Annotated in this window: 23 protein-coding genes; 14 read left to right on the top strand and 9 right to left on the bottom strand. The window is 70.9% G+C overall.

All coding sequences use genetic code 11. The annotated features are described in order from the left end of the window. Nucleotides 1-164 precede the first annotated feature (164 nt). On the top strand, nucleotides 165-1,070 hold the full coding sequence (locus tag Aut01nite_RS15565; RefSeq protein ID WP_043531943.1) for an aminotransferase class IV: 906 nt from the start codon (nucleotides 165-167) through the stop codon (nucleotides 1,068-1,070). Nucleotides 1,071-1,099: 29 nt separating this feature from the next. Here Aut01nite_RS15565 and Aut01nite_RS15560 read toward each other — a convergent pair whose 3' ends face one another. From Aut01nite_RS15560 to rfbB, 5 genes are all read right to left on the bottom strand, one after another. Further along, nucleotides 1,100-1,291, bottom strand: coding sequence for a hypothetical protein (locus tag Aut01nite_RS15560; protein WP_043531941.1), 192 nt, complete (start codon nucleotides 1,289-1,291; stop codon nucleotides 1,100-1,102). A 12-nt stretch (nucleotides 1,292-1,303) separates the two neighbouring features. Then, nucleotides 1,304-2,011, bottom strand: coding sequence for a sulfotransferase-like domain-containing protein (locus Aut01nite_RS15555; RefSeq protein WP_043531939.1), 708 nt, complete (start codon nucleotides 2,009-2,011; stop codon nucleotides 1,304-1,306). A gap of 209 nt (nucleotides 2,012-2,220) precedes the next feature. Next, nucleotides 2,221-2,976, bottom strand: a complete 756-nt coding sequence (locus Aut01nite_RS15550; RefSeq protein WP_043531937.1) for a sulfite exporter TauE/SafE family protein — start codon at nucleotides 2,974-2,976, stop codon at nucleotides 2,221-2,223. 126 nt (nucleotides 2,977-3,102) lie between these two features. Further along, the gene (gene rfbD, locus Aut01nite_RS15545; protein ID WP_173476736.1) at nucleotides 3,103-3,948 is read right to left on the bottom strand and encodes a dTDP-4-dehydrorhamnose reductase; all 846 of its coding nucleotides are present in this window, start codon (nucleotides 3,946-3,948) and stop codon (nucleotides 3,103-3,105) included. Beyond that, nucleotides 3,948-4,925 (bottom strand): dTDP-glucose 4,6-dehydratase, encoded by a 978-nt coding sequence (gene rfbB / locus Aut01nite_RS15540; protein WP_043531935.1) that lies wholly within the window; start codon nucleotides 4,923-4,925, stop codon nucleotides 3,948-3,950. Before rfbB ends, rfbD begins: the two co-directional genes overlap by 1 nt. Nucleotides 4,926-4,970: 45 nt before the next feature. Between rfbB and rfbA the strand changes: the two genes are divergently transcribed. From rfbA to Aut01nite_RS15505, 7 genes are all read left to right on the top strand, one after another. Next, entirely contained in the window at nucleotides 4,971-5,825 is an 855-nt protein-coding gene (rfbA, locus tag Aut01nite_RS15535) for a glucose-1-phosphate thymidylyltransferase RfbA (protein ID WP_043531933.1), read from the top strand. Continuing rightward, the gene (gene rfbC / locus Aut01nite_RS15530) at nucleotides 5,822-6,433 is read left to right on the top strand and encodes a dTDP-4-dehydrorhamnose 3,5-epimerase (protein ID WP_043531931.1); all 612 of its coding nucleotides are present in this window, start codon (nucleotides 5,822-5,824) and stop codon (nucleotides 6,431-6,433) included. The genes rfbA and rfbC overlap by 4 nt, the downstream gene beginning before the upstream one ends. A 223-nt stretch (nucleotides 6,434-6,656) precedes the next feature. Then, the gene (locus tag Aut01nite_RS15525) at nucleotides 6,657-8,150 is read left to right on the top strand and encodes a sugar transferase (RefSeq protein ID WP_043531929.1); all 1,494 of its coding nucleotides are present in this window, start codon (nucleotides 6,657-6,659) and stop codon (nucleotides 8,148-8,150) included. Further along, on the top strand, nucleotides 8,150-9,478 hold the full coding sequence (locus Aut01nite_RS15520) for a UDP-glucose dehydrogenase family protein (protein ID WP_043531927.1): 1,329 nt from the start codon (nucleotides 8,150-8,152) through the stop codon (nucleotides 9,476-9,478). The genes Aut01nite_RS15525 and Aut01nite_RS15520 overlap by 1 nt, the downstream gene beginning before the upstream one ends. A 6-nt stretch (nucleotides 9,479-9,484) precedes the next feature. After that, nucleotides 9,485-10,561 (top strand): GNAT family N-acetyltransferase, encoded by a 1,077-nt coding sequence (locus tag Aut01nite_RS15515; protein WP_052164466.1) that lies wholly within the window; start codon nucleotides 9,485-9,487, stop codon nucleotides 10,559-10,561. Continuing rightward, entirely contained in the window at nucleotides 10,558-11,472 is a 915-nt protein-coding gene (locus tag Aut01nite_RS15510) for a glycosyltransferase (RefSeq protein WP_043531925.1), read from the top strand. Before Aut01nite_RS15515 ends, Aut01nite_RS15510 begins: the two co-directional genes overlap by 4 nt. Nucleotides 11,473-11,623: 151 nt before the next feature. Continuing rightward, nucleotides 11,624-12,601: a carboxypeptidase-like regulatory domain-containing protein gene (locus Aut01nite_RS15505; protein WP_043531923.1), complete on the top strand. Its 978-nt coding sequence runs from the start codon at nucleotides 11,624-11,626 to the stop codon at nucleotides 12,599-12,601. Here Aut01nite_RS15505 and Aut01nite_RS15500 read toward each other — a convergent pair. From Aut01nite_RS15500 to Aut01nite_RS15485, 4 genes are all read right to left on the bottom strand, one after another. After that, entirely contained in the window at nucleotides 12,598-13,260 is a 663-nt protein-coding gene (locus Aut01nite_RS15500; RefSeq protein ID WP_043531921.1) for a polysaccharide deacetylase family protein, read from the bottom strand. The two genes, Aut01nite_RS15505 and Aut01nite_RS15500, sit on opposite strands and share 4 nt — an antisense overlap. Continuing rightward, nucleotides 13,253-14,098 carry a glycosyltransferase family 2 protein gene (locus Aut01nite_RS15495; RefSeq protein ID WP_043531919.1) on the bottom strand — a complete coding sequence of 282 codons (846 nt, stop codon included), beginning with the start codon at nucleotides 14,096-14,098 and terminating at the stop codon, nucleotides 13,253-13,255. The genes Aut01nite_RS15500 and Aut01nite_RS15495 overlap by 8 nt, the downstream gene beginning before the upstream one ends. Continuing rightward, nucleotides 14,095-15,372 carry a glycosyltransferase family 4 protein gene (locus Aut01nite_RS15490; RefSeq protein WP_043531917.1) on the bottom strand — a complete coding sequence of 426 codons (1,278 nt, stop codon included), beginning with the start codon at nucleotides 15,370-15,372 and terminating at the stop codon, nucleotides 14,095-14,097. Before Aut01nite_RS15490 ends, Aut01nite_RS15495 begins: the two co-directional genes overlap by 4 nt. Before the next feature lie 82 nt (nucleotides 15,373-15,454). Next, complete coding sequence (locus tag Aut01nite_RS15485; protein ID WP_043531915.1) at nucleotides 15,455-16,138, bottom strand: hypothetical protein; 684 nt, start codon at nucleotides 16,136-16,138, stop codon at nucleotides 15,455-15,457. 183 nt (nucleotides 16,139-16,321) lie between these two features. Between Aut01nite_RS15485 and Aut01nite_RS15480 the strand changes: the two genes are divergently transcribed. The 6 genes from Aut01nite_RS15480 (at nucleotide 16,322) to Aut01nite_RS15455 (ending at nucleotide 25,442) form a co-directional block, all read left to right on the top strand. Beyond that, the gene (locus Aut01nite_RS15480) at nucleotides 16,322-17,299 is read left to right on the top strand and encodes a YveK family protein (RefSeq protein ID WP_043531913.1); all 978 of its coding nucleotides are present in this window, start codon (nucleotides 16,322-16,324) and stop codon (nucleotides 17,297-17,299) included. Next, nucleotides 17,274-18,647, top strand: a complete 1,374-nt coding sequence (locus Aut01nite_RS15475) for an O-antigen ligase family protein (protein ID WP_052164465.1) — start codon at nucleotides 17,274-17,276, stop codon at nucleotides 18,645-18,647. Before Aut01nite_RS15480 ends, Aut01nite_RS15475 begins: the two co-directional genes overlap by 26 nt. Nucleotides 18,648-18,649: 2 nt before the next feature. Continuing rightward, on the top strand, nucleotides 18,650-20,119 hold the full coding sequence (locus tag Aut01nite_RS15470) for an oligosaccharide flippase family protein (protein ID WP_083999912.1): 1,470 nt from the start codon (nucleotides 18,650-18,652) through the stop codon (nucleotides 20,117-20,119). Nucleotides 20,120-20,132: 13 nt separating this feature from the next. After that, nucleotides 20,133-20,933: a glycosyltransferase gene (locus Aut01nite_RS15465; protein WP_043531911.1), complete on the top strand. Its 801-nt coding sequence runs from the start codon at nucleotides 20,133-20,135 to the stop codon at nucleotides 20,931-20,933. After that, the gene (locus tag Aut01nite_RS15460; protein WP_043531909.1) at nucleotides 20,930-22,153 is read left to right on the top strand and encodes a hypothetical protein; all 1,224 of its coding nucleotides are present in this window, start codon (nucleotides 20,930-20,932) and stop codon (nucleotides 22,151-22,153) included. The genes Aut01nite_RS15465 and Aut01nite_RS15460 overlap by 4 nt, the downstream gene beginning before the upstream one ends. Before the next feature lie 94 nt (nucleotides 22,154-22,247). Continuing rightward, nucleotides 22,248-25,442: a N,N-dimethylformamidase beta subunit family domain-containing protein gene (locus Aut01nite_RS15455; RefSeq protein WP_043531907.1), complete on the top strand. Its 3,195-nt coding sequence runs from the start codon at nucleotides 22,248-22,250 to the stop codon at nucleotides 25,440-25,442.

Here is a 25,442-nt window from a genome sequence, read left to right as displayed (position 1 = left end):
GATCTGCGGGCTGCGCGGACGGTTCTGTTCGGATGTCGCGGGTCCCGTGTGGAAGGGGTGGTGCGGTCGGGGCTGCTCACGGCGTACCGGAATAGGGTTTGTGAGCAGGGAAGGCCGTGAGTGGGGCCCGGATCGGGGGTCGGTGGCGCGCCTATGCTGGGGCGATGCTGCAGCGGTATGACGAGCGGAACGCTGATGTCCTCTACTGGGTCAACGGGGAGCTGGTGCATCGCAGCCGGCCGGGGTTGTCGCCGTTCGACTCCGTGGTGCAGGGCGGGGACGCGGTGTGGGAGGGGTTGCGGCTCTATCGGGGCGCGATCTTCGGGCTGACGGAGCATCTGGCACGGTTGCGGCGGTCGGCGCTGGCGCTCGGGTTCGCGGAGATCCCCGGCGATGAGGCGATCATCGCGGCGATCGCGGCGACGTTGCGGGCCAATGAGATGACCGATGGGGTGCACGTACGGCTCACCCTGACCCGTGGGATCAAGGTGACCAGCGGGATGGATCCGCGGCTCAACCAGGCGGGGCCGACGTTGATCGTGCTGGCCGAGCACAAGGCGCCGGTCTACGACACCGGTGGGCTGGCCCTCGTCACGTCGAGTGTGCGGCGGCCTTCGCCGGACGTGCTCGATCCGAAGATCCACCACAACAATCTGCTGAACTCGATCCTGGCCAAGATCGAGGCGAACGCGGCCGGGGCGGACGATGCGCTGATGCTGGACGGGCGGGGGTTCGTCGCCGAGACCAACGCCACCCATCTGTTCGCGGTCATCGGTGCGGGTCTGGTCACGCCGACGACGGCGGCATGCCCGGAAGGGATCACCCGGCAGACGGTGCTGGACCTGGCGGCCGTGCACGGCGTCCCGGCGGTGGTGCGGGATGTGTCGCTGACCGAGTTCTACGCGGCGGACGAGGTGTTCTGCACCGGCACGATGGGGGAGATCGCGGCGGTCACCACGATCGACGGGCGCCGGATCGGGGACGGCGAGGTGGGCGAGCTGACCAGGCGGATCGCGAAGATCTATCAGGAGCACGCGGCCACGCACGGCGTGCGGGTGCTCGACGTCTGAGGCGCCGGCCGGCGGCGGGGGTGCCGGGGTCAGCGGCGGCGGGAGTGGCGGAAGCCGGCCACGATCAGGGCGGCGCCGAGGAGGGCGGCGACGGGGCCGATCAGGGCCCAGGTGGTGTCGCCGGTCATCGAGCTGCCGCCGAGGACGCCCAGGCCCTGGAGGGTCCAGACCGCGCCGACGAAGGCCGGCAGGACGCCGGCGACGAGCAGCATCCATCTCATGTGGCCACTCTGTCAGGTCAGGCGGAGGGCGGCCAGTTCCTCGTAGTAGGGGCGGGCCGCGTCGGCGAGCGGGCGCAGGTGGGCGGGGACGTCGGCGGGGGACGGGTCGTAGGGGGCGAAGCCGGTGGAGGCGTGGACCGCGGCGTACCAGAAAGGGGCCCAGACGCCGTCGTCCGGTCGCGGGCCGGGAGCCCAGTGCAGCATCGCCGGGTCGAAGGGGATGCCGAGGGCGTCGCAGAGCAGCCCGAGGGTGCGCTCGGGGTCATGCAGGACGTCGGCGGCGTCGACGACCGGGCCGCCGAACGTCCGGAAGATCTCCAGCTGCTGCGGGTAGCCGAGGTCGTCGAGGGTGGGTTCGCCGCGGACCTTGGCGTACGAGGTGATCACGTGCCCGGGGTCGCGGATCAGGAAGGCGTGGGTGAGGCCGCCCAGCCAGTCCCGGCCGATCGCGGGGAGCAGGTGGTGCGCCATGTGCTTCTGGTACTGCACGCCGGGTGCGCCGGGGGCCGGGCCGGTCAGCGCGGCGGCCACGTCCTGCCAGCGGGTCGGCTGGGCGGCCAGGATCGCCTCCCGGCCGGGGTGATCGAGACCGGTCAAGGCGAGATAGTGCGCGTACAGCGGCTCGTCGACGACGACCGTGTCGGCGCGGGAGCCGAAGCTGCGCATCATCGCGGTGGAGATGTTGCGCGGACCGGACCACATCGCCACCCGGATCGTCATCGGATCACTGTCGCATTCTCCGCCGTCCACCGCTACGAAGCCGGTCTGAACCTCGGTGCACGTTCTCGGTCAGGAGCAGCAGCACGTGGCCCGGACCTTCGCCACCCGCGGCATCGACCGGCTCGCCGTGCACGGCGCCTGGCGGCCCGGGCCGGACGGCGTCCCCCTGCTCGCGGGCGGTACGCCGCGCTCAACCACCTCGACTGAGGTCAGCCGGTCGCGTCGTGCCAGAGGTAGCCGGCGAGGGCCAGGGCGGCGACGGCGATCACGATCCGGAGCGGGCGTTCGGGGGTACGCCGCACCAGCGCCGGGCCGATCCAGCTGCCGATCAGGCAGCCGAAGCCGAGAAGCAGGGCGGCCGTCCAGTTCACCGGGGCGACGACGGCGTACAGGGCGGCGGCCGCGAAGTTGGCGGCGCAGAGCACGACGCTCTTGACCGCGTTCGTCACGGCGAGCGGTTCGACCACCGACATCGACATCACGGCCAGCATCAGCACGCCGGCGGCGGCGCCGAAGTAGCCGCCGTAGATGCCGATCAGGAACACCGCGAGACCCAGTGGGGGCTGGGCGAAGCGGGCCTTCGGCCGGGTGTACCAGCCGCGCAGCCGGTCGCGCAGCAGCAGGACGACGGCGGCCAGGGCGATCAGCAACGGCACGATCCGCTCGAACACCTCGGCCGCGGTGTTCATCAGCAGCACGGCCCCGGCGACGCCGCCGAGCAGCGCGAAGAAGCTCTGCCGCAGGATCCGCGGGCCCTGGCCGCGCAGTTCGAGGCGGGAGCCGGCGGCCGAACCGGCGCCGCTGGCGAGCAGGCCCACCGAGTTCGTCACGTTGGCGGCGATCGGCGGGAGCCCGACCGCCAGCAGCGTCGGATAGCTGATGAGCGAGGCGAGCCCGGCCATCGAGCCGGTCAGCCCGGACCCGACACCGCCGGCGACGAGCAGGGCCGCATGATCGAGATCCACCCGATGAGTCTGAAGCGTCCCCGCCCGGCACGCTGTCGCCTTCGTCACGTGCGGCGCGCTCCCCGGATCTCGGCGGGGCTCGCCAGTCCGTGGTACGGACGTCCCGGAACGTGGCGGGTGGGGAGATCAGCGGAGCAGGCGGGGCATCGCCTGAGTGAGTATGGTCCGCCAGTGCGGGAGCGGGGCGACGCCCGTGCCGGACCATCGGGAGTGGCCCAGGACGCTGTAGGCGGGCCGGCGGGCCGGGCGGGGGAAACGGTCGCTGGTGGTCGGCCGGATGCGGTCGGGGTCGAGGCCGGCCTCGATGAAGACCGCGCGGGCCAGGCCGCACCAGGTGACCGAGCCGCCGGCGGTGCCGTGGTAGGCGCCCGGGGCGGCACGGCCGTCGATCGCGGCGTGCGACAGGTCGACCAGCAGCTGGGCCAGGGCGTAGGACCAGGTGGGCTGGCCGAGTTGGTCGTCGACCACGTCGAGGGTGTCCCGGTCGGCGGCGAGGCGCAGCATGGTCCGGACGAAGTTGGGGCCGTGTTCGCCGTAGAGCCAGGCGGTCCGGACCACGTAGCCGCCGTGGCCGAGCACCGCCGCCTCGCCCAGGGCCTTCCCGCGGCCGTAGGCGTTGACCGGCGCGTGCGACGTGTCCTCCGGGTAGGGGGCGGTCGCGGCGCCGTCGAAGACGTAGTCGGTGGAGACGTGGATCAGGCGCTTGCCGGCTTCGGCGGCGAGCAGGCGGGCGCCGTGGCCGTTGACGGCGGTGGCGGCGTCCTCGTCGGTTTCGGCGCCGTCGACGTCGGTCCAGGCGGCGGCGTTCAGGACGACGTCGGCGCCGGCGACCGCCTCGCGGACCCGGGCGGGGTCGGTGATGTCCAGGTCGGCGCGGGTGGCGGCGGCCACCTCGGTCTCGCCGTGTTCGGCCAGGACGCGTTGCAGGTCGCGGCCGAGCATGCCGCCCGCGCCGGTGATCAGCCAGCGCATCAGAGGCCGGCCCGGGACTTCAGCGGCTCCCACCAGGAGCGGTTGTCGCGGTACCAGGCGACGGTGGCGGCCAGGCCCTCGTCGATGGTGACCTGCGGGGCGTACCCCAACTCGTCTCCGATCTTGGTGATGTCGAGGGAGTAGCGGCGGTCGTGGCCTTTGCGGTCGGTGACCGGGCGGACCATGTCCCAGCCGGCGCCGCAGGCCTCCAGGAGCCGTCCGGTGAGCTCGCGGTTGCTCAGCTCGGTGCCGCCGCCGATGTTGTAGACCTCGCCGGGCCGGCCCTTCTCCAGGACCAGCTGGATGCCCCGGCAGTGGTCGCTGACGTGCAGCCAGTCGCGGACGTTGCCGCCGTCGCCGTAGAGCGGGACCGGTTTGCCGTCGAGGAGGTTGGTCACGAAGAGCGGGACGACCTTCTCCGGGAACTGGTGGTGCCCGTAGTTGTTGGAGCAGCGGGTGACCACCACGTCCATGCCGTGGGTGCGGTGGGCGGCGAGGGCGAGCAGGTCGGAGCCGGCTTTGGAGGCGGCGTACGGCGAGTTCGGCGCCAGTGGCCACGTCTCGGTCCAGGAGCCCTCGTCGATCGACCCGTACACCTCGTCGGTGGAGACGTGCACGAACCGGCCGACGCCCGCCGCACGGGCGGCGTCGAGCAGAATCTGCGTTCCGACGACATTCGTGGTGACGAACGGCAATGCGCCCGAAATAGACCGGTCCACGTGTGATTCGGCCGCGAAATGCACAATCGCGTCGTGTCCGGGAAGTAGCTCGCGGAGTAGTCCGGAATCAGAGATGTCGCCCTGTACGAATCGTAGTCGGGAATCCGACAGGGGCAGGTTGGCACGATTGCCCGAATAGGACAACAGATCCAGGACGGTCACCGACGAGCCGGTCACACCTGCGTACTCGTCCTGCAAGAGGGCCCTGACGTAGGCCGATCCGATGAAACCGGCACCACCGGTCACGAAAATCTGCACGAGTGGCGAGTGTAGACGTTCACCACCCCCGTTTAGGGTCGCCCGGTGCGCGGAATTCTGCTCGCCGGAGGTACCGGTTCCCGGCTCTGGCCGATCACCATGGCCATGTCCAAACAGTTGATGCCCATCTTCGACAAACCGATGATCTACTACCCACTGAGCACTCTGGTGTCGGCCGGGATCCGGGAGATCATGGTGATCACCACCCCGGAGGACCAGCCGCACTTCCAGCGCCTGCTGGGGGACGGCGGCCGGTTCGGGCTCGACCTGACCTACGCGGTTCAGCCGAGACCGGACGGGATCGCCCAGGCGTTCCGGATCGGTGCGGAGTTCATCGGCGACGAGCCGGTGGCGCTGATCCTCGGCGACAACATCTTCCACGGTGTGAACAGCTTCACCGAGCCGTCCGGCGGGCGGGTCTTCGCCTACCCGGTGGCCGATCCCGAGCGGTACGGCGTGGTCGAGTTCGACGGCGCCGGCCGGGTGCTGTCCATCGAGGAGAAGCCGGAGCGTCCCAAATCGACGTACGTGGTGCCCGGTCTCTACTTCTACGACGCCGACGTGGTGAAGATCGCCGATCAGCTCGAGCCCAGCGCGCGTGGCGAATTGGAGATCACCGCGGTGAACGAGGAGTATCTGCGCCAGGGCCGGCTCGACGTGACGGTGCTGGACCGGGGCACGGTCTGGCTGGACACCGGCACGTTCCAGTCGATGGTGCAGGCCTCGGAGTACGTACGGGTGATCGAGGAGCGGCAGGGTTTGAAGATCGGCTGTGTGGAGGAGGCGGCCTGGCGGGCCGGCTTCATCGCCGACGGGCAGTTGCGCGAGCTGGCACAGCCGCTGCTGAAGAGCGGGTACGGCCAGTACCTGATCCGGCTCCTGGACGGTGGCCTCCGGTGAAGATCCGGCCGCTGACGATCGAGGGCGCCTTCGAGATCACGCCGGTGCAGCACGGCGACGCCCGGGGCCGGTTCCTGGAGTGGTACCGGTTCGACCATCTGGCCGAGGCGGTCGGGCATCCGCTCGACCTGGCCCAGGCGAACCTGTCGACCTCGGCCCGCGGCGTGGTCCGCGGCATCCACTTCGCCGATGTGCCGCCCGGTCAGGCGAAGTATCTGACGTGCGTGGCCGGCTCGATCCTCGACGTGATCGTGGATCTGCGGACCGGGTCGCCCACGTTCGGCGCGTGGGAGGCGGTGCAGCTGGACGACGACAACCGGCGGGCCGTCTATCTCGCCGAGGGTCTGGGTCACGGTTTCTGCGCGCTGAGCGAGGGCGCCACGGTGGCGTACCTCTGCTCGTCCACCTATCAGCCGGGACGGGAGCACGGGGTGCACCCCCTGGATCCGCAGCTGGGCATTGCCTGGCCGGTGGACGACCCCGTACTGTCCGCCAAGGACGCCGAGGCGCCGACGCTGGCGGAGGCCGTGGAGAGCGGCCTGCTGCCTCGTTTCGACGTTTGTAACGACTTCGTCGAATCATTGCGTCAGATTGACGACATTCGATAACCGATAATGTCCGAAAGTCCTCATTGGACAGCTTGCGCCGTATCGGTTCCCCGCATCCTCCGAATCGTCATCGCTGCCGAACGGAAAGCTGTAGCGCGGGCCGTGCCGCATTGAGAGTCTGTCTCATGTGTCCTCGGGGTTTCACTCGTGGGACGTTCCCGGCGCCGTCCAGTGCCGGGGTGAGTGTTCATGAATCGGTTGCAACGCTGATGGGGGCAGAGGCGTGCAGACAATTGAATCCCTGGAGACCGTCGACCTGGCGGCGACGGCCTCCCAGCTCAAGGCCCGATCCCGGGCGAGCCGGGCCCGTTCCGGATGGCAGAGCCGGTACGCCCTGACCCTCTATCTCATCGACTTCGTGGTCGGATTGAGCGCGGCCTCGTGGGCACTGCTGCTGCGGTTCGGCGCCGACAGCGTCTCGAGCCATCAGCGCGACTATCTTCTGCTCACCCTGTTCTTCCCGATCGCCTGGATCGCCTGCCTGGTGTTCAACCGGGCGTACGAGTCACGCCATCTCTTCGTCGGCACCGAGGAGTACGCCCGCGTATTCCGTGCCGGATTGGGGCTCACCGCCGCCCTCGCCCTCGTCTCGTTCGCCTTCGATCTCCGGCTGGCCCGCGGTTACGTGGTGATCGCGATGCCGCTGGCGATCCTGGTGAGCCTCGGCGCCCGGTACGTCTTCCGCCAGCGCCTGCACCGGGCCTGGGGCCGTGGCCAGCGGCTGAACCGGGTGGTCCTGGTCGGCCACGAGCGCGCGGTCGTCGACACCACCCGCCGGCTCAGCCGGGAGCGCTACCACGGTCTCGGCGTGATCGGTGCCTGCCTGCCGCCGGGCTCGCGGACCAGCGCCGTCGCCGGGCTGCCGCCGGTCTACGGCTCCTTCGACGACGTCGCCACCGCGGTGGCCCGCTCCGACGCCGACACCGTCGTCGTGCTCGCCTGCCCGGAGATCGACGGCCCGGCGCTGCGCCGGCTCGCCTGGCAGCTGGAACGCGACGACATCGACCTGATCGTGGCCAGCACGCTGGTCGACGTGGCCGGCGACCGGACCACCATCCGGCCGGTCGACGGCCTGCCGATGCTGCACGTCGAGCATCCGCGGCTGAAGGGCAGCGCCCGCGCGGTCAAGGAGATGTTCGATCGGGTCGGCGCGCTGACGCTGCTGATGCTCGCCTCCCCGCTGCTGGCGGTGGTCGCGGCCCTGGTCCGGTTCGGCCGGGGCGGGCGCGGCCCGGTGATCTTCCAGCAGGAGCGGGTCGGCCGGGACGGCAAGCCGTTCACGCTCTACAAGTTCCGCACCATGCAGGTCGACGCGGAGACGAAGCTGTTCGAGCTCGGCAACCTCAACGACCACGACGGGGCGCTGTTCAAGATGCGGGAGGATCCGCGGATCACCCCGGTCGGCAAGTGGCTGCGCCGGTTCTCCGTCGACGAGCTGCCCCAGCTGATGAACGTGGTGAAGGGCGACATGTCCCTGGTCGGGCCGCGCCCGCCGCTGGCCCGCGAGGTCGCCGACTATCCGGCCGACATGCGCCGCCGGCTCGTGGTGAAACCCGGGCTGACCGGCCTGTGGCAGGTGTCCGGCCGGTCCGACCTGTCCTGGGAGGAGTCGATCCGGCTCGACCTGAGCTACGTGGAGAACTGGTCGCTCACCATGGACCTGGCCATTCTGTTCCGTACCGTGAGCGCTGTGGTGCGCAGTTCGGGGGCCTACTGATGCGCGTCACCGTGATCGGCACCGGCTATCTCGGCGCCACCCACGCGATCTGCATGGCGGTCATGGGCTTCGAGGTCCTCGGCGTCGACGTCGACGCGTCCAAGGTCGACACGCTGAACCAGGGGCGGGTGCCGTTCTTCGAGCCCGGCCTGCCCGAACTGCTCACCAAGGCCCTGGAGTCCGGGCGGCTGCGGTTCACCACCTCGTTCGCCGAGGCCGGCGCGTTCGGCGACGTGCACTTCATCTGCGTGGGCACGCCGCAGCAGAGCGGTTCGGAGGCCGCCGACCTGACGTACGTCGACGCGGCCGTCACCACCCTCGCGCCGTACCTGACCCGCCGCGTCCTGGTGGCGGGCAAGTCGACGGTGCCGGTCGGCACCGCGGCCCGCCTCGCCGACCTGCTGCACGGCCTGGCGCCGGCCGGGGACCGGGTGGAGCTGGCGTGGAACCCGGAGTTCCTGCGCGAGGGCTTCGCCGTCGACGACACCATGAAACCCGACCGGATGGTCTTCGGCGTCACCTCGGCCTGGGCCGAGCAGCGGCTGCGGGAGGTGTTCGAGCCGGTGCTCGCCCAGGGCGTGCCGGTCAAGGTCACCGACCTGCAGACCGCCGAGTTGGTGAAGGTCGCGGCCAACTCGTTCCTGGCCACCAAGATCTCCTACATCAACGCGATGGCCGAGATCTGCGAGGCGACCGGCGCCGACGTGCACGACCTGGCCGAGGCGCTGGCCTACGACGAGCGGATCGGCGGGAGGTTCCTGCGGCCCGGGCTCGGCTTCGGCGGCGGCTGCCTGCCCAAGGACATCCGCGCGTTCGCGCACCGGGCCGAGGAGCTGGGCGTCGGGCAGGCCGTCGGGTTCCTGCGCGAGATCGACGGGATCAACCGCCGCCGCCGGGCCCGGACCGTCGACATGGTCGTGGAGATCTGCGGCGGCGACGTGGCGGGCAAGCGGATCGCCGCGCTCGGCGCGGCGTTCAAGCCCAACTCCGACGACATCCGGGACGCGCCGGCCCTCGACGTCGCCGCGACGCTGCGTGCCGCGGGCGCCCACGTCGTCGTCTACGATCCCGCCGCGATGGACAACGCCCGGCGGGCACACCCGGAGCTGGCGTACGCGACGAGCGCCCTGGACGCCGCCCGCGGCGCCGACGTCGTGGCGCTGCTGACCGAGTGGAACGAGTTCCGGGAGATCGAGCCGTCCGCGATGGCCGCGGTGGTGCGGCGCCGGAAGATCGTTGACGGCCGGCACGCCCTCGACCCGTCCAGCTGGCGTGCGGCCGGCTGGGAGTACCGGGCCCTCGGTAGGCCCGTCGTGCAAGGAGCGTAACGAACAGTGAAGATTTCCGTGGTCCGCCCCGATGAGCTGGGCCCCGGTGAGCTGGCCGCCTGGCGTCAGTTCCGGAAGGATCAGCCGGTTCTGCAGAACCCGTTCCTGGCGCCGGAGTTCACCGTGGCCGTCGCCCGCCGGCGCCCGGCCGCGCGGGTCGCCGTCATCGAGGACGGGGGCGGCCTCGCCGGGTTCTTCCCGTTCGAGGTGCGCAACCGGGTGGTCGGGGTGCCGGTCGGCGCCGGGATCAGCGACTGTCAGGGACTCGTTCACCGGGCGGGCCTGGAGTGGGACGCGATCGGGCTGTTGCGGGCCTGCCGTCTTCCGGTGTGGGAGTTCGACCATCTGATGGCCGGGCAGCGGCCGTTCGCGCGGTTCCACACCGAGACCACCGGGTCGCCGCTGATGAATCTCGGGGACGGCTATGCCGCGTACGTCGAGGATCGCAACCGGGCCGGCGACGTCGTCAAGCAGACCCTGCGCAAGCAGCGCAAGATGGTCCGTGAGGTCGGCGAGGAACGGTTCGTCTGGGACGATCGGGACCCGGCCGCGCTGACCGCGCTGCGCGCCTGGAAGGGCGCCCAGTACCGGCGCACCCAGCAGTACGACCGGTTCACCACCCCGTGGATCGAGGGCGTGCTGGAGGAGCTGCTGGCGTCGCAGTCCGGAGACTGCCGGGCGGTGGTGTCGACGGTCTACGCCGGGGACCGGCCGGTCGCCGCACACCTGGGGCTGCGCAGCGAGTCGGTGCTCGCCTACTGGTTCCCGTCGTACGACGTCGATCTGTCCCGCTACTCCGCCGGCATCCTGCTGTGCCTGCGGATGGCCGAGGCCGGCGCCGCGGACGGCATCGCGACGATCGACCTCGGCAAGTCCGAGGCGCTGTACAAGACCCGGTTGAGCAACGACGAGACGCCGGTGGCGGCCGGGCGGGTCGGCCGGTCCTGGACGGTGACCGCGGTACGGCGTACCCAATCCGCGGTGTCCCGGTCGGTCCGGCAGGGCGCACTGGGGGAGAAGCTCAAGAGCGGGCGCACCGGCCGGGTGCTCCGCGGACTGAAGGCGAGGCTGGCCGCCCGATGACGGTTCTGGTGGCGGTCGTCACCTACAACAGCGAACGGCTGATCGCCGACCTCGTCGAGGGGCTCCAGGCCGGCCTCGACGGGCTGGACTGGCATTTCACCGTGGCCGACAACGATTCCAGGGACGGCAGCGTCGCGGCGGTCCGCCGGCTGGCCCCGGCCGCGACGGTCGTCGAGATGGGCCGCAACGCCGGGTACGCGGCCGGCATCAACGCGGCGGTCGCCGCGTCGCCCGCGCACGACGCGATCCTCGTGCTCAACCCGGACGTGCGGCTGGGGCCCGGCTGCATCGCCCGGCTCCTGGAGGCGCTGAAGGAGCCCGGCACCGGTGTGGCGGTGCCGAACATCGTCGACGGCGACGGGCGGCTGATCTACACCCAGCGCCGTGAGCCGAGCGTGCTGCGGACGCTCGGCGACGCCGTCCTCGGCGCCCGGCGGGCCGGGCGGTTCCCGCTGCTCGGCGAGGTCGTCGCGGACGAGCGGCTGTACGCCGCGGAACGGTTCACCGACTGGGCCGAGGGCTCCACCATGCTGATCAGCGCCGAATGCTGGCAGCGGTGCGGGCCGTGGGACGAGTCGTACTTCCTCTACTCCGAGGAGACCGACTTCTCGCTGCGGGCCCGCGACGCCGGGCTGGGCACCCGGTACGTCCCGGACGCCCGCGCCGTCCACCTGGAAGGCGACTCGCGGGTGTCGCCGGGGCTGTGGGCGCTGCTCACCCTCAACAAGGTGCGGCTGTTCCGGCGCCGGCACGGGCGGGTGCGGGCCGGGGCGTTCTGGGCCGCGCTGCTGCTGCGCGAGTCCAGCCGGGCGGCCCTCGGCAAACGGCCCAGCCGGGCCGCCACCCGGGATCTGCTGAGCCCGGCACGGTTGCGCGAGACTCCGGGTCCCGCCAGCGTCGTACGGTCCTGACCGGGCGGGCGGACCTCTCGGCATCGGGCGTCGCTTCCGTTATCGATCCGTTACCAAGATCTCCGAACTCGGTGGTCCGCGGGCGCATCGCACCAAGCGACGAACGAAACAGGCGCGCCGCACGGGGGCGCCGCACCGAAGGGGATCCACGATGCAGAACAGCCGCATGACCCGCCGCATCGTCCTGGCCACCGCCCTGGCCGGGATGACCGCCGCCACCACCGCCGTCGCCGGCCCGGCGTTCGCCGCCGACCCGGCCGGCAGCCTGTCCGGTGTGGTCCGGGACGGCCGCGGCGCCGTCGTCGCCGACGCCACCGTCTCGGTCTTCCTCGACGGCCGCATCGACCCGTCCCAGGAGCGGTCGGTCGACGCCGACGGCCGGTTCCGGCTGACCGGGCTGGAGCCGGGCGCCTACCGGCTGCAGATCGGCCTGGGCGGCTGGTCGGAGTGGGCGCCGGGCCGCATCTCCGACGTCAGCCAGGCCAAGGTCTATCAGGTGCGGGCGAACCGTGACACCAACGCCACCAGCACCGTCACCACCGCCGGGACCATCGCCGGCCGGCTCCTCGGCCCGGACGGCGCGCCGCTGGCGAACGCGCCGGTCACCGCGACGAACGTGGACACCGCCAACCCGCGCGCCACCGTCACCGCGGCCGACGGCACCTACCGGATCAAGGTCAAGCCGAACGCGACCTTCACCGTCGACTACACCGTGGGTGTCGTCAACCAGTACGTGCCGCACACCTTCGACCCGGCCGAGGCCACCCGGTTCTTCGTGCGCCCCGGCCAGACCCTGCGCGTCAACGACCGGGCCGTCGCGGCCGCGGGCATCACCGGCCGGGTGACCGACGCCGCGGGGGCGCCGGCCGCCGGCGTGTACGTCACCGTCATCAACGTGGACACCACCGTCGGCCACTACCGGACCACCGACGAGAACGGCGCCTACGACCTCACCGGCACCCTGGCGCCGGGCCGTTACAAGGTGCAGTTCACCACCGCTGACGGCGCCACCCAGTACGCGCCCCAGCAGCCCGACTTCGCGTCGGCGGCGACCTACACCGTGACGTCCGGCCAGACCGCCGTCGTCGACGACCAGCTGCTCGCGACGCCTGCTCCGGCCACGAACTAACGCAGGCGCTTCACCAGTCCGGCTGCCGCGTTGCGCAGCCGGACTGGAATCCGCCGTGAGCGCTGGACCGCGAGCCGCACCGACTCCGGGGTGTCGTCGCGGTAGACGCTGAATCGGGGCTGCAGCCAGCGGCCCGGCACGGCGGGACGGCGGTCGCTGGTGAAGACCGTCGTGTAGCCGAGCCGGTGCAGCGACGACAGGGTGGCCCGGTCGTAGCGGCCCAGCGGGCAGGCCGCCCGGGTCACCGGGCGGCCGATCGCCGCGGCGATCCGGTCCCGGGCCTCGGCCAGCTCCTCGTGGGTGGTCGCGGCGGACATGCCCCGCCACGGGTGGTGCCACATGCCGTGGTTGCCGACCGGCATCCCGCTGTCCACCAGGGCGCGCAGGTCCTTCTCGCCGAGACTGCCGGGCTGCCCGAGGCGGCCGGCCAGCACGAAGAACTCGGCGGTCAGGCCGCGGTCGAGCAGGGCGGGCAGGGCGACGGTGACGTCGGAGGAGTTGCTGTCGTCGAAGCTCAGCGACACGTCCGGCCAGGACGTGACCTCGTCCAGGATCGCGGTGAACGCGCCCTCGGTGATCCAGTACGCGTCCTCGCCCGGCTCCAGCTCGCGCTGCGGCTCGCCGATGCCGTGGAACAGGATGTTGACGTGCTCAGGCATTCGCTTCTTCCTGGCGGGTCGATTCGTCGCGTCCCCAGCCGGTGTCCGGGCGCCGTTTGGCCCGCACCGCCGCGTACAGGGTGATCACGACGTAGGCGACGGCGGCGGGAGCCAGCCACGGGCGGCGCAGCACGACGTCCTTGAGCCAGGAGGAACCGCTCGACGGCCGTACCGCAGCGGAGATCTCACCCCGCGCGGCCGCCGCCCGCAACGCCGCGTTGCCGGCCCGGACCCGGATCAGCCGGCGGATCAGATCCCCGGTCCTGCGGGGTGTCGCCACCACCGACGGGACCGTCTCCACCTGGCGTTTCTCCTCCGGGGTGAAGAGCGAGTCGACGAAGAGGTCGTCGGCGACCATGTCCGGGAAACGGTCGAACCGGGCGCGGCCGGCTTCCGACAGCACGATCACGCCGCGGCCGAAGAGCCCGGTACGCAGCGCGGGAAGGTGCCGGTGCACGCTGAAGTAGGCACGGACCGGCAGCGGACGGCCGGTCAGGTCGAGCTCGCGGCGCGCGGTGGCGGCCGGCACCGGGCCGGTCACCGCGGCGGCGAGCTCGCGCAGCCCGGCGGTGCTCAGCACGATGTCGGCGTCCAGATAGACGCGGGGGAAACCCACGGCCGCGGCGTCGCCGGCGTTGAGGGCGCCGGTTTTGCCGGGCTCCGGGAGATCCAGCACGCGGACGCCCCGGTCGGCGGCCACGGCCACGGTGTCGTCGGTGCACCCGTTCGCGGCGACCGTCACGTCGAACTCGCCCGGCGCCGCCTCGGCCAGCAGCGCGTCCAGGCAGCGGCCGATCACCGCGGCCTCGTTGTGGGCGGCGATGACCACACTGGTCACGGCTCGGCCCGGGTGGTCTCGTCGGCGGGCTTGCGCGGCGACGGGATGCGGGCCGTGGGGGCCGTGGGGGCCTCGCGCGGCAGGCGCTTGGCGAGCAGGCGCCGCCACACCGCGACGTACTTCTCGGCCTGGTGCTCCCAGGACAGGAAGTCGCGGAACCGCTCACGGCCGATCTCGTGCATCCGCTGCCGCGCCTGCGGGTCGTCGAGCAGCGCGTCGATCGCCTCGGCGAACTCGAGCGGCGTACCGTTCGGCACGTAGACGCCGGCGTCGCCGACGGTGGCCCGGGTCTCGATCAGGTCGGCGGCCACCACCGGCACGCCACGGCCCAGGTACTCCACGGTCTTGGCCATGGTGGAGAGCTGGTTCATCCGGGTCGGCAGGTCCGGCTGGATCGCCACGGTCGCGTCGCGCAGCAGCGCGTCCACCTCCGGGCCGTTCAGCCAGCCGGTGAACTCGACGACGTCGGTGAGACCGCGTTCGGCGGTCAGCTTGCGCAGCGCGGACGCGGTCTCACCGTCGCCCGCCAGGATCATCCGCCAGCCGCTGCGGCCGCGCCGCCGGGCCAGCTCCTCGGCGGCCAGGACGGCGCCCTCGACGTTGTCCTGCGGACCGAACACGCCCAGATAGACCACCTTGAGCAGGCCCTCGTCGCCGGGCGAGGAGGCGGCCTTCGCCGCGATCTCGGCGTGAGCGGGCCCGTTGCGGACCACCGTGACCTTCTCCGGGCGCACCCCGCGGCGTACGGCGTTGTCCTTGAACGACTCGTTGGTGGCGAACACCTCGGTGGCCGAGCGCAGCGTCAACCATTCGAAGGCCACCAGCAGCTTGGAGACCAGCGGGTTCGGGTCGCCGCCGCGGGAGACGTAGACCTCCGGCGACAGGTCGTGGTGGTCGAACACCCACGGCCGGCCCAGCGCCCGCAGCACCCACGCGAGCGGGAAGTACACGTCCGGCGGGTTGCACACCTGGACCGCCTGGGCCCGGCCGCGGACGATCTCGCCGGCCAGCCTGATCGCGATCCACAGGAACGACCAGAGGAACTCGGCGGCGAACGACAGGACGCCGCTGCCGTACATGATCACCGGGTAGGGCCGCAGCCGGGTGCGATCACTGCCGGGCAGGACGGTGAGGCTGCGATCGCCGCGCGGGGCGATCACGGTCACGTCGAACCCGGCCGCTTCCAGGCTGAGGCATTCGCGGATGACCCGGCGATCCTTCTCGGCGGGCAGGTTCGCCACCAGAATCGCGACACTGGGTCGCCGGTCCTTCACAACTGTTCCCCCCGGTTCGGCACTGTCGACGCGAACAACATTTCAGAGAAGCGCTCACGTAGACATGCCGCGTCGTACACAGCTAGAGGGCTGAACGGACCAGTGGTTCGGTCCAATGCGGTGAATCTGCCGAGGACAGTGGCGTGGCGACGGTCCTACGCCGACGGCGGGCGAACTCGTCTGTCCACATTGCGACAGCCGCGGTGACGAGCATGCCGATCAGGCCCACGCCCATCACCGACCGGATCGGCGAGTGGGTCAGCAGCGTCGACGACGGCGGAACCAGCGGCGCCACCGTGATCCGCAGATCCCGCTTCACCTTCCATTCGTCCTGCATGGCGTCCAGCTCCTGCTCGAAGGTGGTGCGCAGCACCTTGATCGAGTGCAGGCCGCCCTCCTCGTCGGTGCTGATGTTGGTGATCGACATCGATCCGATCACGTACCGCGGCTGCTGCCGCGTCCCGGTGTTGCGCGGCTCGAACCGGTAGGTGCCGATGACCCCCTTGGACCGGAACATCTCCTGGGAGTCGGCGGTGTTCAGCCGGTTCGCCACCGCGGCCGCGGTGATCGCGATCGACGGGTAGAGGCCGGTGACCGGGTTCGGCGCGTAGTGTGAGACCGGCGGCTGGATCATCAGGACCTCGGAGGCGAGGAAACGATCCTGGGTGCGGGCCGCGGGCAGCACCGAGGCGGCCGTGATCACCGCCCCGGCGAGGATCACGTACCAGCGGCGCTTGAGTACGCCGGCCATGTCGGACAGAAACATCGCTCCGCTCTAGCCGGTCGAGTCGAAGCTTGTCAACCTCTGGCCCGGCCCGACTGCCGATAGCCAGCATCGCGATCGTCGTATAGCTTGGCGATCGTGTGTCGGGGGGCCACATCGGTGGCGCTCCGCTGTGGAATCCGTGGCGACTGAAGACGTCCTGGCGGGAATTTTGGAGAGGCGTCCGTGGACCTCGGCGAGATCCTGAGCATTCTGCGCTCGCGCTGGTACATCGTCGTGCCGATGCTGGCATTGGCGGTGGGCCTGGGCGGCGCCACCTGGTCCATGGTGCCCACGACCTACTCGACGTACACCATGGTCAGTCTGCTCAGCGCGCCCGCCGCCACCACCGCCGCGACCCAGGGCCAGGACAACCCGTTCCTGAACTTCAACGGCTCGCTCGTCGCCACCGCCGACTTCCTCGGCCGCCGGCTGCAGTCCACCGACACGGTGCTGGCGCTGAAGGACCGCGGCATCACCGAGGAGTACACGGTCGCCCTGGCGGAGAACGCCCAGGGCCCGTTCCTGACCCTGACGCTGACCGGCGACGACCGCGCGCACCTGCTCGACTCGGCCGCCAAGCTGGCGGAGTACGCCGACAGCACGCTCCTGGACATCCAGGTGGAGAACGGCGTGAACGAGCGGGACCGGATCAAGCTGACCCAGGTCATCCCGCCGCAGAAACCCGAGACGCTGACCAAGGAGAAACTCCAGCCGGTCATCGTGGTCGGCGGCGGTGTCGCCGCGCTCGGCTTGATCATCGCCTTCGTGGTGGAGAGCGTCAGCCGCGCCCGCAAGCGGCGCAAGGCGCTGGCCGCGGGCAGTGCGCCGGAGACCACTCCGGCGACCGGCTCGGCCGCCGCGCCGGCCGACATCGAGGGCACCGTGGTCATCCAGGTCCCGCCCAAGGCGCCGCATCCGGCGAAGGGCCCGGCCGCGCCGGCGCAGCTGCCCGTGCCGCCGCAGCTTCCCCCGTCCCAGCCGCTGCCACCCCCGAGGCAGCCGTTCCAGGCATCCCCGCCGCCCGCCGCTCCGTCCGGAGCCGAGAAGACGCAGCGGCTGGTGGTGCCGCAGCAGCAGGGGGCGAATCCGCCGCTCTCCCGGACCTACCAGTCCGGGGTGGACCGCAGGGGCCAGGATGCCAACCGGGTCAACGGCAGCTGAGGCGCGCGCCACCACCCGCCACCCGGCCGCTCCCGCCAAGCAGGGCCGTCTCTACCGATCGCAGCAGCGCCTGCGCCGACTGGGCCCGGACTCGCTGCTGGCCGTCTACATCGTCCTTCTGCTGATCGTCCCGGCCCGGCTGGTGGTGCCGAGCATCGGCGCGACCGGCACGGTGGCCAACCTGTTCCTGCTGGTCGCCCTGCTGTGGTACGCGGTGAGCTGGCTGATGCGCCGGGTCCAGCCGGCCGAGGGGACCCGGCTGCCCCGGCTCGCGCTGCTCGGATACAGCGTGGCGGTGCTGCTGGCGTACGTGGCGGTCGGCCGGCGCGACGCCGACGTGATGGAGTACAGCGCCGCCGACCGGGCCCTGCTGCAACTGATGATCTGGCTGCCCCTGATCCTGCTGACCACGTCGCTGACCGAGTACCGGCAGATCGACCGGCTGCTGCGCCTGTTCGTCCGCTGCTGCGCGGTGATGGCCGCGGTCGGGATGGCGGAGTTCCTGCTCAAGCAGAGCCTCACGTCCTGGATCGTGATCCCCGGCTTCCAGTCGAACGCGGCGGTCGAGCTGATCAGCCGCGGCGACTTCGTCCGGCCCACCTCCACCGCGTCGAACACCCTGGAACTGGCCACCACCATGGTGACCGCGCTGCCGTTCGCCATCGCGCAGGCCTTCCACGGCGGGGACCGTAGCGCCTGGCGCAAGTGGGTGCCGGTCGCCCTGATCGCGCTGGCCTCGGTGATGACCGTGTCCCGGACCTCGGTGATCGGCCTGGGCATCGTCATGATCGCGCTGATGGTCACCTGGAAGTCCGACCGGGTGGGCAGGACGCTGCTGGTGCTGATCCCGGCGCTGGGCGCCACCCGGGTCGTCGTGCCCGGCCTGATCGGCACCCTGATCGGCCTGTTCAGCGCGATGCTGGACGGCGGTGACGACAGCACCAACTCGCGGACCGCCACCAGCGAGGACGTGGACGGCTTCATCGCCGGGCACGAGTGGTTCGGTCGCGGCCCCGGCACCTTCCTGCCCGACCTGTACCGCTTCACCGACAACCAGTACCTGCTCGCCCGGCTGGAGATCGGCATCGTCGGGGTGATCGCGATCGTCGCGCTCTACATCACGATGATCCACTGTGGCGGCGCGGGCCGTCGCCGGTTCGCCGCCGAGGAGCGCCGGGAGACCGGTCAGGCCTTTGTGGCCGTCGGGTTCGTGATGCTCGTCGTAACGGCCACATTCGACACGCTGAGCTTCCCGATCGTGGCCGGATCCACTTTCCTGATGCTGGGCCTGTCGGGTGCATACCTGAGCGTGGCGCGCCGTGAGATGGCGAGAATCGGAGAACCCTGACAGTGACGGATTTGAACAGGCGGGTGGCGACGGCTGCCCGGTGGAGCCTGATCAACACCATCGTCCGCCGGGTCGGCACGTTCGCGTCCGGTGTCATCCTGGCGCGTCTCTTCTTCGGGCCGTACGAGTGGGGTCTCTACGCGGTCGGCCTGCTGGTGCTGGCCATGCTGCTGTCGCTCAACGAGATGGGCGTCAGCCTCGCGCTGGTCCGCTGGGAGGGCGACATCCGGCGGTTCGCGCCGACCGTGCTCACCATCTCGACGCTCAGCAGCACCGCGCTGTACGTGGTCCTCTATCTCACCGCGCCGACCGTGGCCTCGCTGCTCGGCTCCCCGGAAGCCACCACGATGCTCCGGGTCCTCTGCATCAGCGTGATCATCGACGGCATCGCGTGTGTCCCGCTGGGCCTGCTCAACCGCGAGTTCCAGCAGTTCAAGCGCACCGTGGTGGACATCCTGAACTTCGCCGTCAGCACCGGCGCCATGATCGCCTTCGCGGCGGCCGGAGTCGGCGCGATGAGCTTCGCCTGGGGCTCGCTGATCGGCAACCTGGTCGCCCTGGTCGGCTTCGGGCTCTGCGCGCCCGGCATGCTCCGCTTCGGCTGGGACACCGGCCAGGCGAAGAGCCTGATCCGGTACGGCTTCCCGCTGGCGTCGGCGAGCCTGCTGACCCTCGGCATCGTCAACGTGGACACGGTGGTCGTCGGCTCGGTCCTCGGGCCGGCCGCGGTCGGGGTGTACGCGATGGCGTTCAACATGTCGAGCTGGCCGGTGCGGATGGTGTCGGAGACCGCCCGGCGGGTGTCGTTCGCCGGCTTCTCCCGGCTCGCCGACGAGTCGCCGGAACGGTTCGCGGCCGGTTTCCTCCGCGCGTTCAGCCTCGTCATCGCGGCCGCCGTGCCGATCTGCGTGGTGCTCGGGGTGCTCTCCACACCGATCATCACGTTCGTCTACGGCGACCAGTGGGCGGCCGCCGGCCTGCCGCTGCGGTTCCTGGTGGCGCTGGGGCTGCTGCGGGTCGCGGTCGAGTTGGCGTACGACTGCCTCGCCACCCGGGTCCGTAAGACGCTCATGCTGATGCAGGCGTGGTGGCTGCTCTCGCTCACCCCCGTGCTGGTGCTGTTCGCGCACCCGTGGGGCGTGTCCGGCGTCGCGGCCGGGCACGTGGTGGTGGCCGGTCTGCTGGTCGCCCCGGTGTTCCTGGTCGCGCTGGTGAGGCTCGGCATCCCGGCCCGCGCGATCCTGCTCAGCTGTGTCCGCCCGGCGCTGGGCGGCCTCGCGATGGGCGTGGTCGCCTGGCTCGTGCACCGCTGGCTCGGCGACGGTTTCCTCGGCCTGACCGCGGCCGGTCTCGCCGCCCTGGCCACGTACCTCCCGTTCGTCCTTCCGCTCGTCAAGCGTCTTCGGGCCGGCGATCCCGCCGCCGAGGAGCCGGCCCCCGCGCTCGCCGCCACGGCCACCGAAACCGTTTAGGAGAAGCCGAGACATGCGTTCGCTGAAGCAGCGACTACGCGACAGGTACGGCTGGCTGCCCCTCGAGGAGCTGCGCAACAAGGTGGTGCTCGGGCACACCGCGGTCGGCCTGGGCCGGTTCGAGCGTGCCGAGGTGCGCCGCCTGCTGGCCGGCCTGCCCGGCGGGACGCGCCCGCGGGCCCGGGTCGCGGTGATCGTGCTGACCTACAAGCGGCCCGCCGGGGTGTCGCAGGCGGTCGCGTCGGTGCTGGCGCAGACGATGCGGGACCTGGTCGTGGTGGTGGTCGACGACGGCGGCGGCGGGCTGCCGGAGTTCCCGGACGATCCCCGGCTGCACGTGGTGGCCTTGCGGCACAACATCAACGTGCCGGGGGTCGGGCGCAACGTCGGGATCGGCCTGACCGACTCGGCGTTCGTGGCGTTCCTCGACGACGACAACACGTGGGATCCGCACCATCTGGAGACGGCGCTGGCCCGCCTGGACGGCTCGGCGGTCCCGGACCGGCCGGACGCGGTCTACACCGCGATGCGGCGCCTGACGCCGGACGGCACCGTCCGCGACGTGCTGTCCGTGCCGTTCGACCGCAAGCTCGCCTGGGAACGCTGCTACCTGGACAACAACCCGCTGGTGCTGCGGCGGCTGCCGGACACCCGGTTCAGCCGGCTGCGGCGCACCACCTCGGTGGCGCCGAAGGAGGACTGGGAGCTCATCTACCGGTTCAGCCGCCGGCACCGGGTCGAGCACATCCCGGAGCCGACCGTGAACTACACCATCAACCCGGAGAGCTACTGGACCCCGTGGGAGCTGTCGTGACGACGGACCGCAAGCGCCGTTTCCTTCTTCCGGCCGGGCTGGCCGTCCTGCTGGCGGCCGGGCTGACGGCCGTGGTGCTGCTGCGCGACGAGGGCGGGGACCCGGTCGCCGGGACCGCCACCGGCGCCGGGACGCCCGGCAGTTCGGTGCCGGCCGCCCCCAGCGGGACGCCCGGGCGGACACCGCCGTCGTCGGTGCCCGGCTCCGCCGTGCCGTCGGCGCCCGGGCCCGCGGCCGAGCCCACCGCCGCGCCCGTTCGGACGAAGGCGCTGCCGGTCAACGCGACCGGCGGCGGGCGGTACCCGGCCCGGTTCTCCGTCGGCGCCCCGGGCGTGAAGCGCTACAAGCAGTCCGACGCCCGGCTGCCGGTGCCCCCGGGCTACAAGCTGGTCCAGGCGCACAACAAGGAGAGCCTGGAATGGGATCTCTACGACTGCAAGGGCACGGTGAACCTGGACCGGATGTACTTCCGGGCCTTCATCTACATCGGCACCAGCTGCCACGGCAAGGTCAACATCACCAACTCGATCATCGCGCCGCCGCCCGGCGCGCAGAACCGGGCGATCCTGGTGAACTCCGACGCCAAGGGCAGCCTGGAGCTGAACCTGACGAACGTCACCATCCGGCCGGAGCCGGCCGGACTGGGTGAGAAGAGCGTCCCGCTCAACGACCACGCCATCAACGACTGCGCCACCTGCACCATCACCCTCAACCGGGTGGACGTGGCGAACACCGGCGGCATGTGCCTGTGCGGGGCACGCACCACCATCCGCAACAGCTGGCTGCACGACAACTACATCGCCAACCTGAGCGACCCCGGGCAGGCGCACACCGGAGGTGTGTTCCCGTACGGCGGAAGTGGCCCGGTCACCATCGAGAACAGCCGTCTCGAACCCGGTATCGACGCGTACACCGGCAAGCCGGTGGCGAACTACTGGAAGGCGATCACCGCCGTCCTGTTCACGCAGCAGGTCGACGGGTCCCAGTTGCGCGGTTACTCGGTGCGCGACAGTTTCATATCCCTCGGCGCCTACGGGCTGTACGCCCAGACCGGCGTCGACTTGAAGATCACCGACAACGTCTTCGGCCCGACCCACTGGGACGCGGCCGGCGGCTGCGACAGCAACTGTTCCACCACTTATGGGGAGTGGTCGAACAATGTCGTCGGAACGATCGACGGCGTACCAACCACGAAGCAGGTGCCGAAACCGGCGCGGTAACACCGACCGCCGGTCTCACCTGACCCCGCACGGCCGGCAGGGCCCGCAGCGCCCTGCCGGTCGATATCACCATTCCCATGAAAAGAGAAGTCGAGTGATACACAGGCTCGCATCAGGCGCAATATCCGCGCTGGTCATCGCAGCCGCGATCCTGACGCCGGCGGCGGTCCTCGCGGCCGAGGACCCCTGCGGCGCGAACTCCAACCCGATCGTCTGCGAGAACTCCAAGCCGGGCACGCCCCTCGAGGACTGGTGGGGTGACAGCTCCTGGGGTGACATCGAGGGATTCACCACCAAGGTCAGCGTGCAGCCCGGCGAGACGCTGCAGATGAAGGTGAACTCGCCGACCGCGTTCACGGTCAGCTTCCTGCGACTCGGCTACTACAACGGCGCCGGCGCGCGCCGGATGCCGACCTCGCCGACGGCCGAGTTCCCGGCCAAGGTGCAGGACGAGTGCCTCAAGGACCCGGCCGTGGGCCTGGTCGACTGCGGCAACTGGACCACCAACGTCAGCTGGCAGGTGCCGGCCGACGCGGTCTCCGGCGTCTACCTGGCCATGCTCGACCAGGGCGGCGGCGCCGGCTACATGCCGTACCCGTTCGTCGTGGCCGACGACGACAGCGACTCCGACATCCTGGTGCAGACCTCGGACCAGACCTGGCAGGCCTACAACAAGTGGGGCGGCCAGAACATGTACGAGGGCGGCGGCCCGGCCCCGGACGGCCGCGCGTACAAGGTCAGTTACAACCGGCCGATGCGGATCGCCGGCGACAACGCCATCCTGTCCAGCGAGTACCCGATGATCTCCTGGCTGGAGCGCAACGGCTACGACGTCAGTTACGCCTCCAACATCGACGTGTCGACCAAGCCGTCGCTGCTGCCCCAGCACAAGGTCTACCTCTCGTCGGGCCACGACGAGTACTGGGACCAGAACCTCTGGAACAACGTCGAGGCGGCCCGCGAGTCCGGGACGAACCTGGCGTTCTTCAGCGGCAACGAGGCGTTCTGGCGGACCCGGCTGGAGCCGTCCATCGCCACCAGCGGCGGCGCCAACCGCACCCTGGTCTGCTACAAGATGACCAAGATGAAGATGACGCCGCCGAACGGCGTCGCCGACCCGAGCGGCCAGTGGACCGGCACCTGGATCGACCCGGCCGGCGCCGGCACCGGCGGCAACCAGCCGCAGAACAAGATCACCGGCACCCTCTTCACGGTCAACGGCTACCGGTTCGACGCGATGACCGTCTCGGCCGAGTTCAAGAACCTGCGGTTGTGGCGCGACACCACGATCCGGAACCTCAACAGCGGCGAGGTGGCGACCTTCCCGGCCGGCACCCTCGGTTACGAGTGGGACTCCGACATCGAGAACGCGGCCCGGCCGCCGGGCATGGTCCGGTTCTCCTCCACCACCCTGCAGATCACCGACGGCACCCTGCTGCTCGACGAGGGCAACAACTACGGCAACGGCGTCGCCACCCACAACGTGGTGATGTACCGCGACCAGAGCTCCGGCGCCCTGGTCTTCGGCTCCGGCACGGTGCAGTGGTCGTGGGGCCTGAGCGCCCAGCACACCGGCCCGGCCACCTCCGAGGACCTGCGGATGCAGCAGGCCACCGCCAACCTCTTCGCCGACATGGGCGTGCAGCCGAGGACGCTGCAGAGCCTCCTGAAGACGCCCACCAAGTCGACCGACACGGTCGGCCCGGTCAGCACCGTCACCGCCCCGGCGGCCGGCACGACCGTGCCGAAGCTGTCGCCGATCACCGTGACCGGCACCGCGGCCGACGCGTCCGGGCAACTCGCCCGGGTGGAGGTCTCCACCGACGGTGGCACCACCTGGCGGGCCGCGGACGGGCTGGCGACCTGGCAGTACACCTGGACACCGATCGTCGAGGGACCGGCCCAGATCCTGGTCCGCGGCATCGACGACAGCCTCAACTTCGGGGCGCTCCGCACGGTGAACGTGACCGTCGGGCCGCAGCAGTGCCCGTGCACCACGTACAAGACGACGGACGTGCCGGAGAAGGTGGACTCCTTCGACGGCAACGCCAACGAACTGGGCGTGAAGTTCCAGGTCGGGGTGCCGGCGCAGGTCACCGGCGTGCGGTTCTACAAGTCGGCCGCGAACACCGGCACGCACCTCGGCAAGCTCTGGACCACCAGTGGCAAGCTGCTGGCGTCCGGGACGTTCAGCAACGAGACGGCCAGCGGCTGGCAGACGCTGAACTTCGCCAAAGCGGTGTCGATCGCCGCGAACACCCCGTACATCGTGTCGTACTACACGCCGACCGGGCACTACTCGTACAGCAGCGGCTACTTCAGCAACAAGGGCGCCGGCGACGGCATCGTGAAGCAGCTGCAGTCCGGGGTCGCCGGGCCGAACGGCGTCTACAAGTACGGCACCGGCGGCGGGTTCCCCAACCTGAGCTGGGGAAACACCAACTACTGGGTGGACGCGATCGTGGAGACCGCGACCGCGGGCACCACGCCTCCGGTGGTCACCGTGCGCACCCCGGCGGCCGGGGACGCGGGCGTCGCCCGCAACACCGCCGTCACCGCGACCTTCGACCACGACATCAACCCGGAGACGCTGGAGTTCACCCTCACGGCCGGTGGCGCCGCGGTCGCCGCGAAGGTCTCCTACGACGACACCACCCGCAAGGCCACCCTGCGGCCGGACACCGCGCTGGCGGCGAACACCGTGTTCACCGCGTCGGTGAAGGCCGCCGACCTGTGGGGCAACACCATGCCGAACGCGCTCACCTGGCAGTTCACCACCGGGTCCGGGGTCAGTTGCCCGTGCACGGTGTTCAGCCCGGCCTCCACCCCGGCGGTGGAGAGCGCCAGTGAGGCCGGCTCGCTGGAGCTCGGCATGCGGTTCGTGTCGGCGATCGACGGTTACGTGACCGGGGTCCGCTTCTACAAGGGCGACCGCAACACCGGCACGCACACCGGCACGCTGTGGACAGCCGGCGGCCAGGAGCTGGCGACCGGCACGTTCGTCAACGAGACCGCGAGCGGCTGGCAGACGCTGCAGTTCGCCGGCCCGGTGCCGATCGACGCGAACGTGCCGTACGTGGTGTCGTACCACACCGAGGTGGGCTTCTACTCGTACAGCGGCGCGTACTTCACCACTGCGCGGTCGTCGTACCCGCTGACCGCGACCGCCGACATGGTCGGCGCGCGGAACGGGCTCTTCAAGGCGAGCACCAGCCGGGTGTTCCCGACGTCGAGCTACAACGCCGCCAACTACTGGGTCGACGCGATCTTCTCGCCGACCGCATCGTGA

Origin of the sequence: Actinoplanes utahensis, from assembly GCF_016862455.1 — a bacterium.
GTDB classification, from domain to species: Bacteria; Actinomycetota; Actinomycetes; order Mycobacteriales; family Micromonosporaceae; genus Actinoplanes; species Actinoplanes utahensis.
This window is presented reverse-complemented; position numbering and strand designations above follow the sequence as displayed.

Bases quoted from the DNA above. Each gene is read 5' to 3' on its own strand.
- Aut01nite_RS15565 (WP_043531943.1), top strand. From the start codon at position 165: ATGCTGCAGCGGTATGACGAGCGGAACGCTGATGTCCTCTACTGGGTC.
- Aut01nite_RS15560 (WP_043531941.1), bottom strand. From the start codon at position 1,291: ATGAGATGGATGCTGCTCGTCGCCGGCGTCCTGCCGGCCTTCGTCGGC.
- Aut01nite_RS15555 (WP_043531939.1), bottom strand. From the start codon at position 2,011: ATGACGATCCGGGTGGCGATGTGGTCCGGTCCGCGCAACATCTCCACC.
- rfbD (WP_173476736.1), bottom strand. From the start codon at position 3,948: ATGCGCTGGCTGATCACCGGCGCGGGCGGCATGCTCGGCCGCGACCTG.
- Aut01nite_RS15520 (WP_043531927.1), top strand. From the start codon at position 8,150: ATGCGCGTCACCGTGATCGGCACCGGCTATCTCGGCGCCACCCACGCG.
- Aut01nite_RS15510 (WP_043531925.1), top strand. From the start codon at position 10,558: ATGACGGTTCTGGTGGCGGTCGTCACCTACAACAGCGAACGGCTGATC.
- Aut01nite_RS15505 (WP_043531923.1), top strand. From the start codon at position 11,624: ATGCAGAACAGCCGCATGACCCGCCGCATCGTCCTGGCCACCGCCCTG.
- Aut01nite_RS15500 (WP_043531921.1), bottom strand. From the start codon at position 13,260: ATGCCTGAGCACGTCAACATCCTGTTCCACGGCATCGGCGAGCCGCAG.
- Aut01nite_RS15485 (WP_043531915.1), bottom strand. From the start codon at position 16,138: ATGTTTCTGTCCGACATGGCCGGCGTACTCAAGCGCCGCTGGTACGTG.
- Aut01nite_RS15475 (WP_052164465.1), top strand. From the start codon at position 17,274: ATGCCAACCGGGTCAACGGCAGCTGAGGCGCGCGCCACCACCCGCCAC.
- Aut01nite_RS15465 (WP_043531911.1), top strand. From the start codon at position 20,133: ATGCGTTCGCTGAAGCAGCGACTACGCGACAGGTACGGCTGGCTGCCC.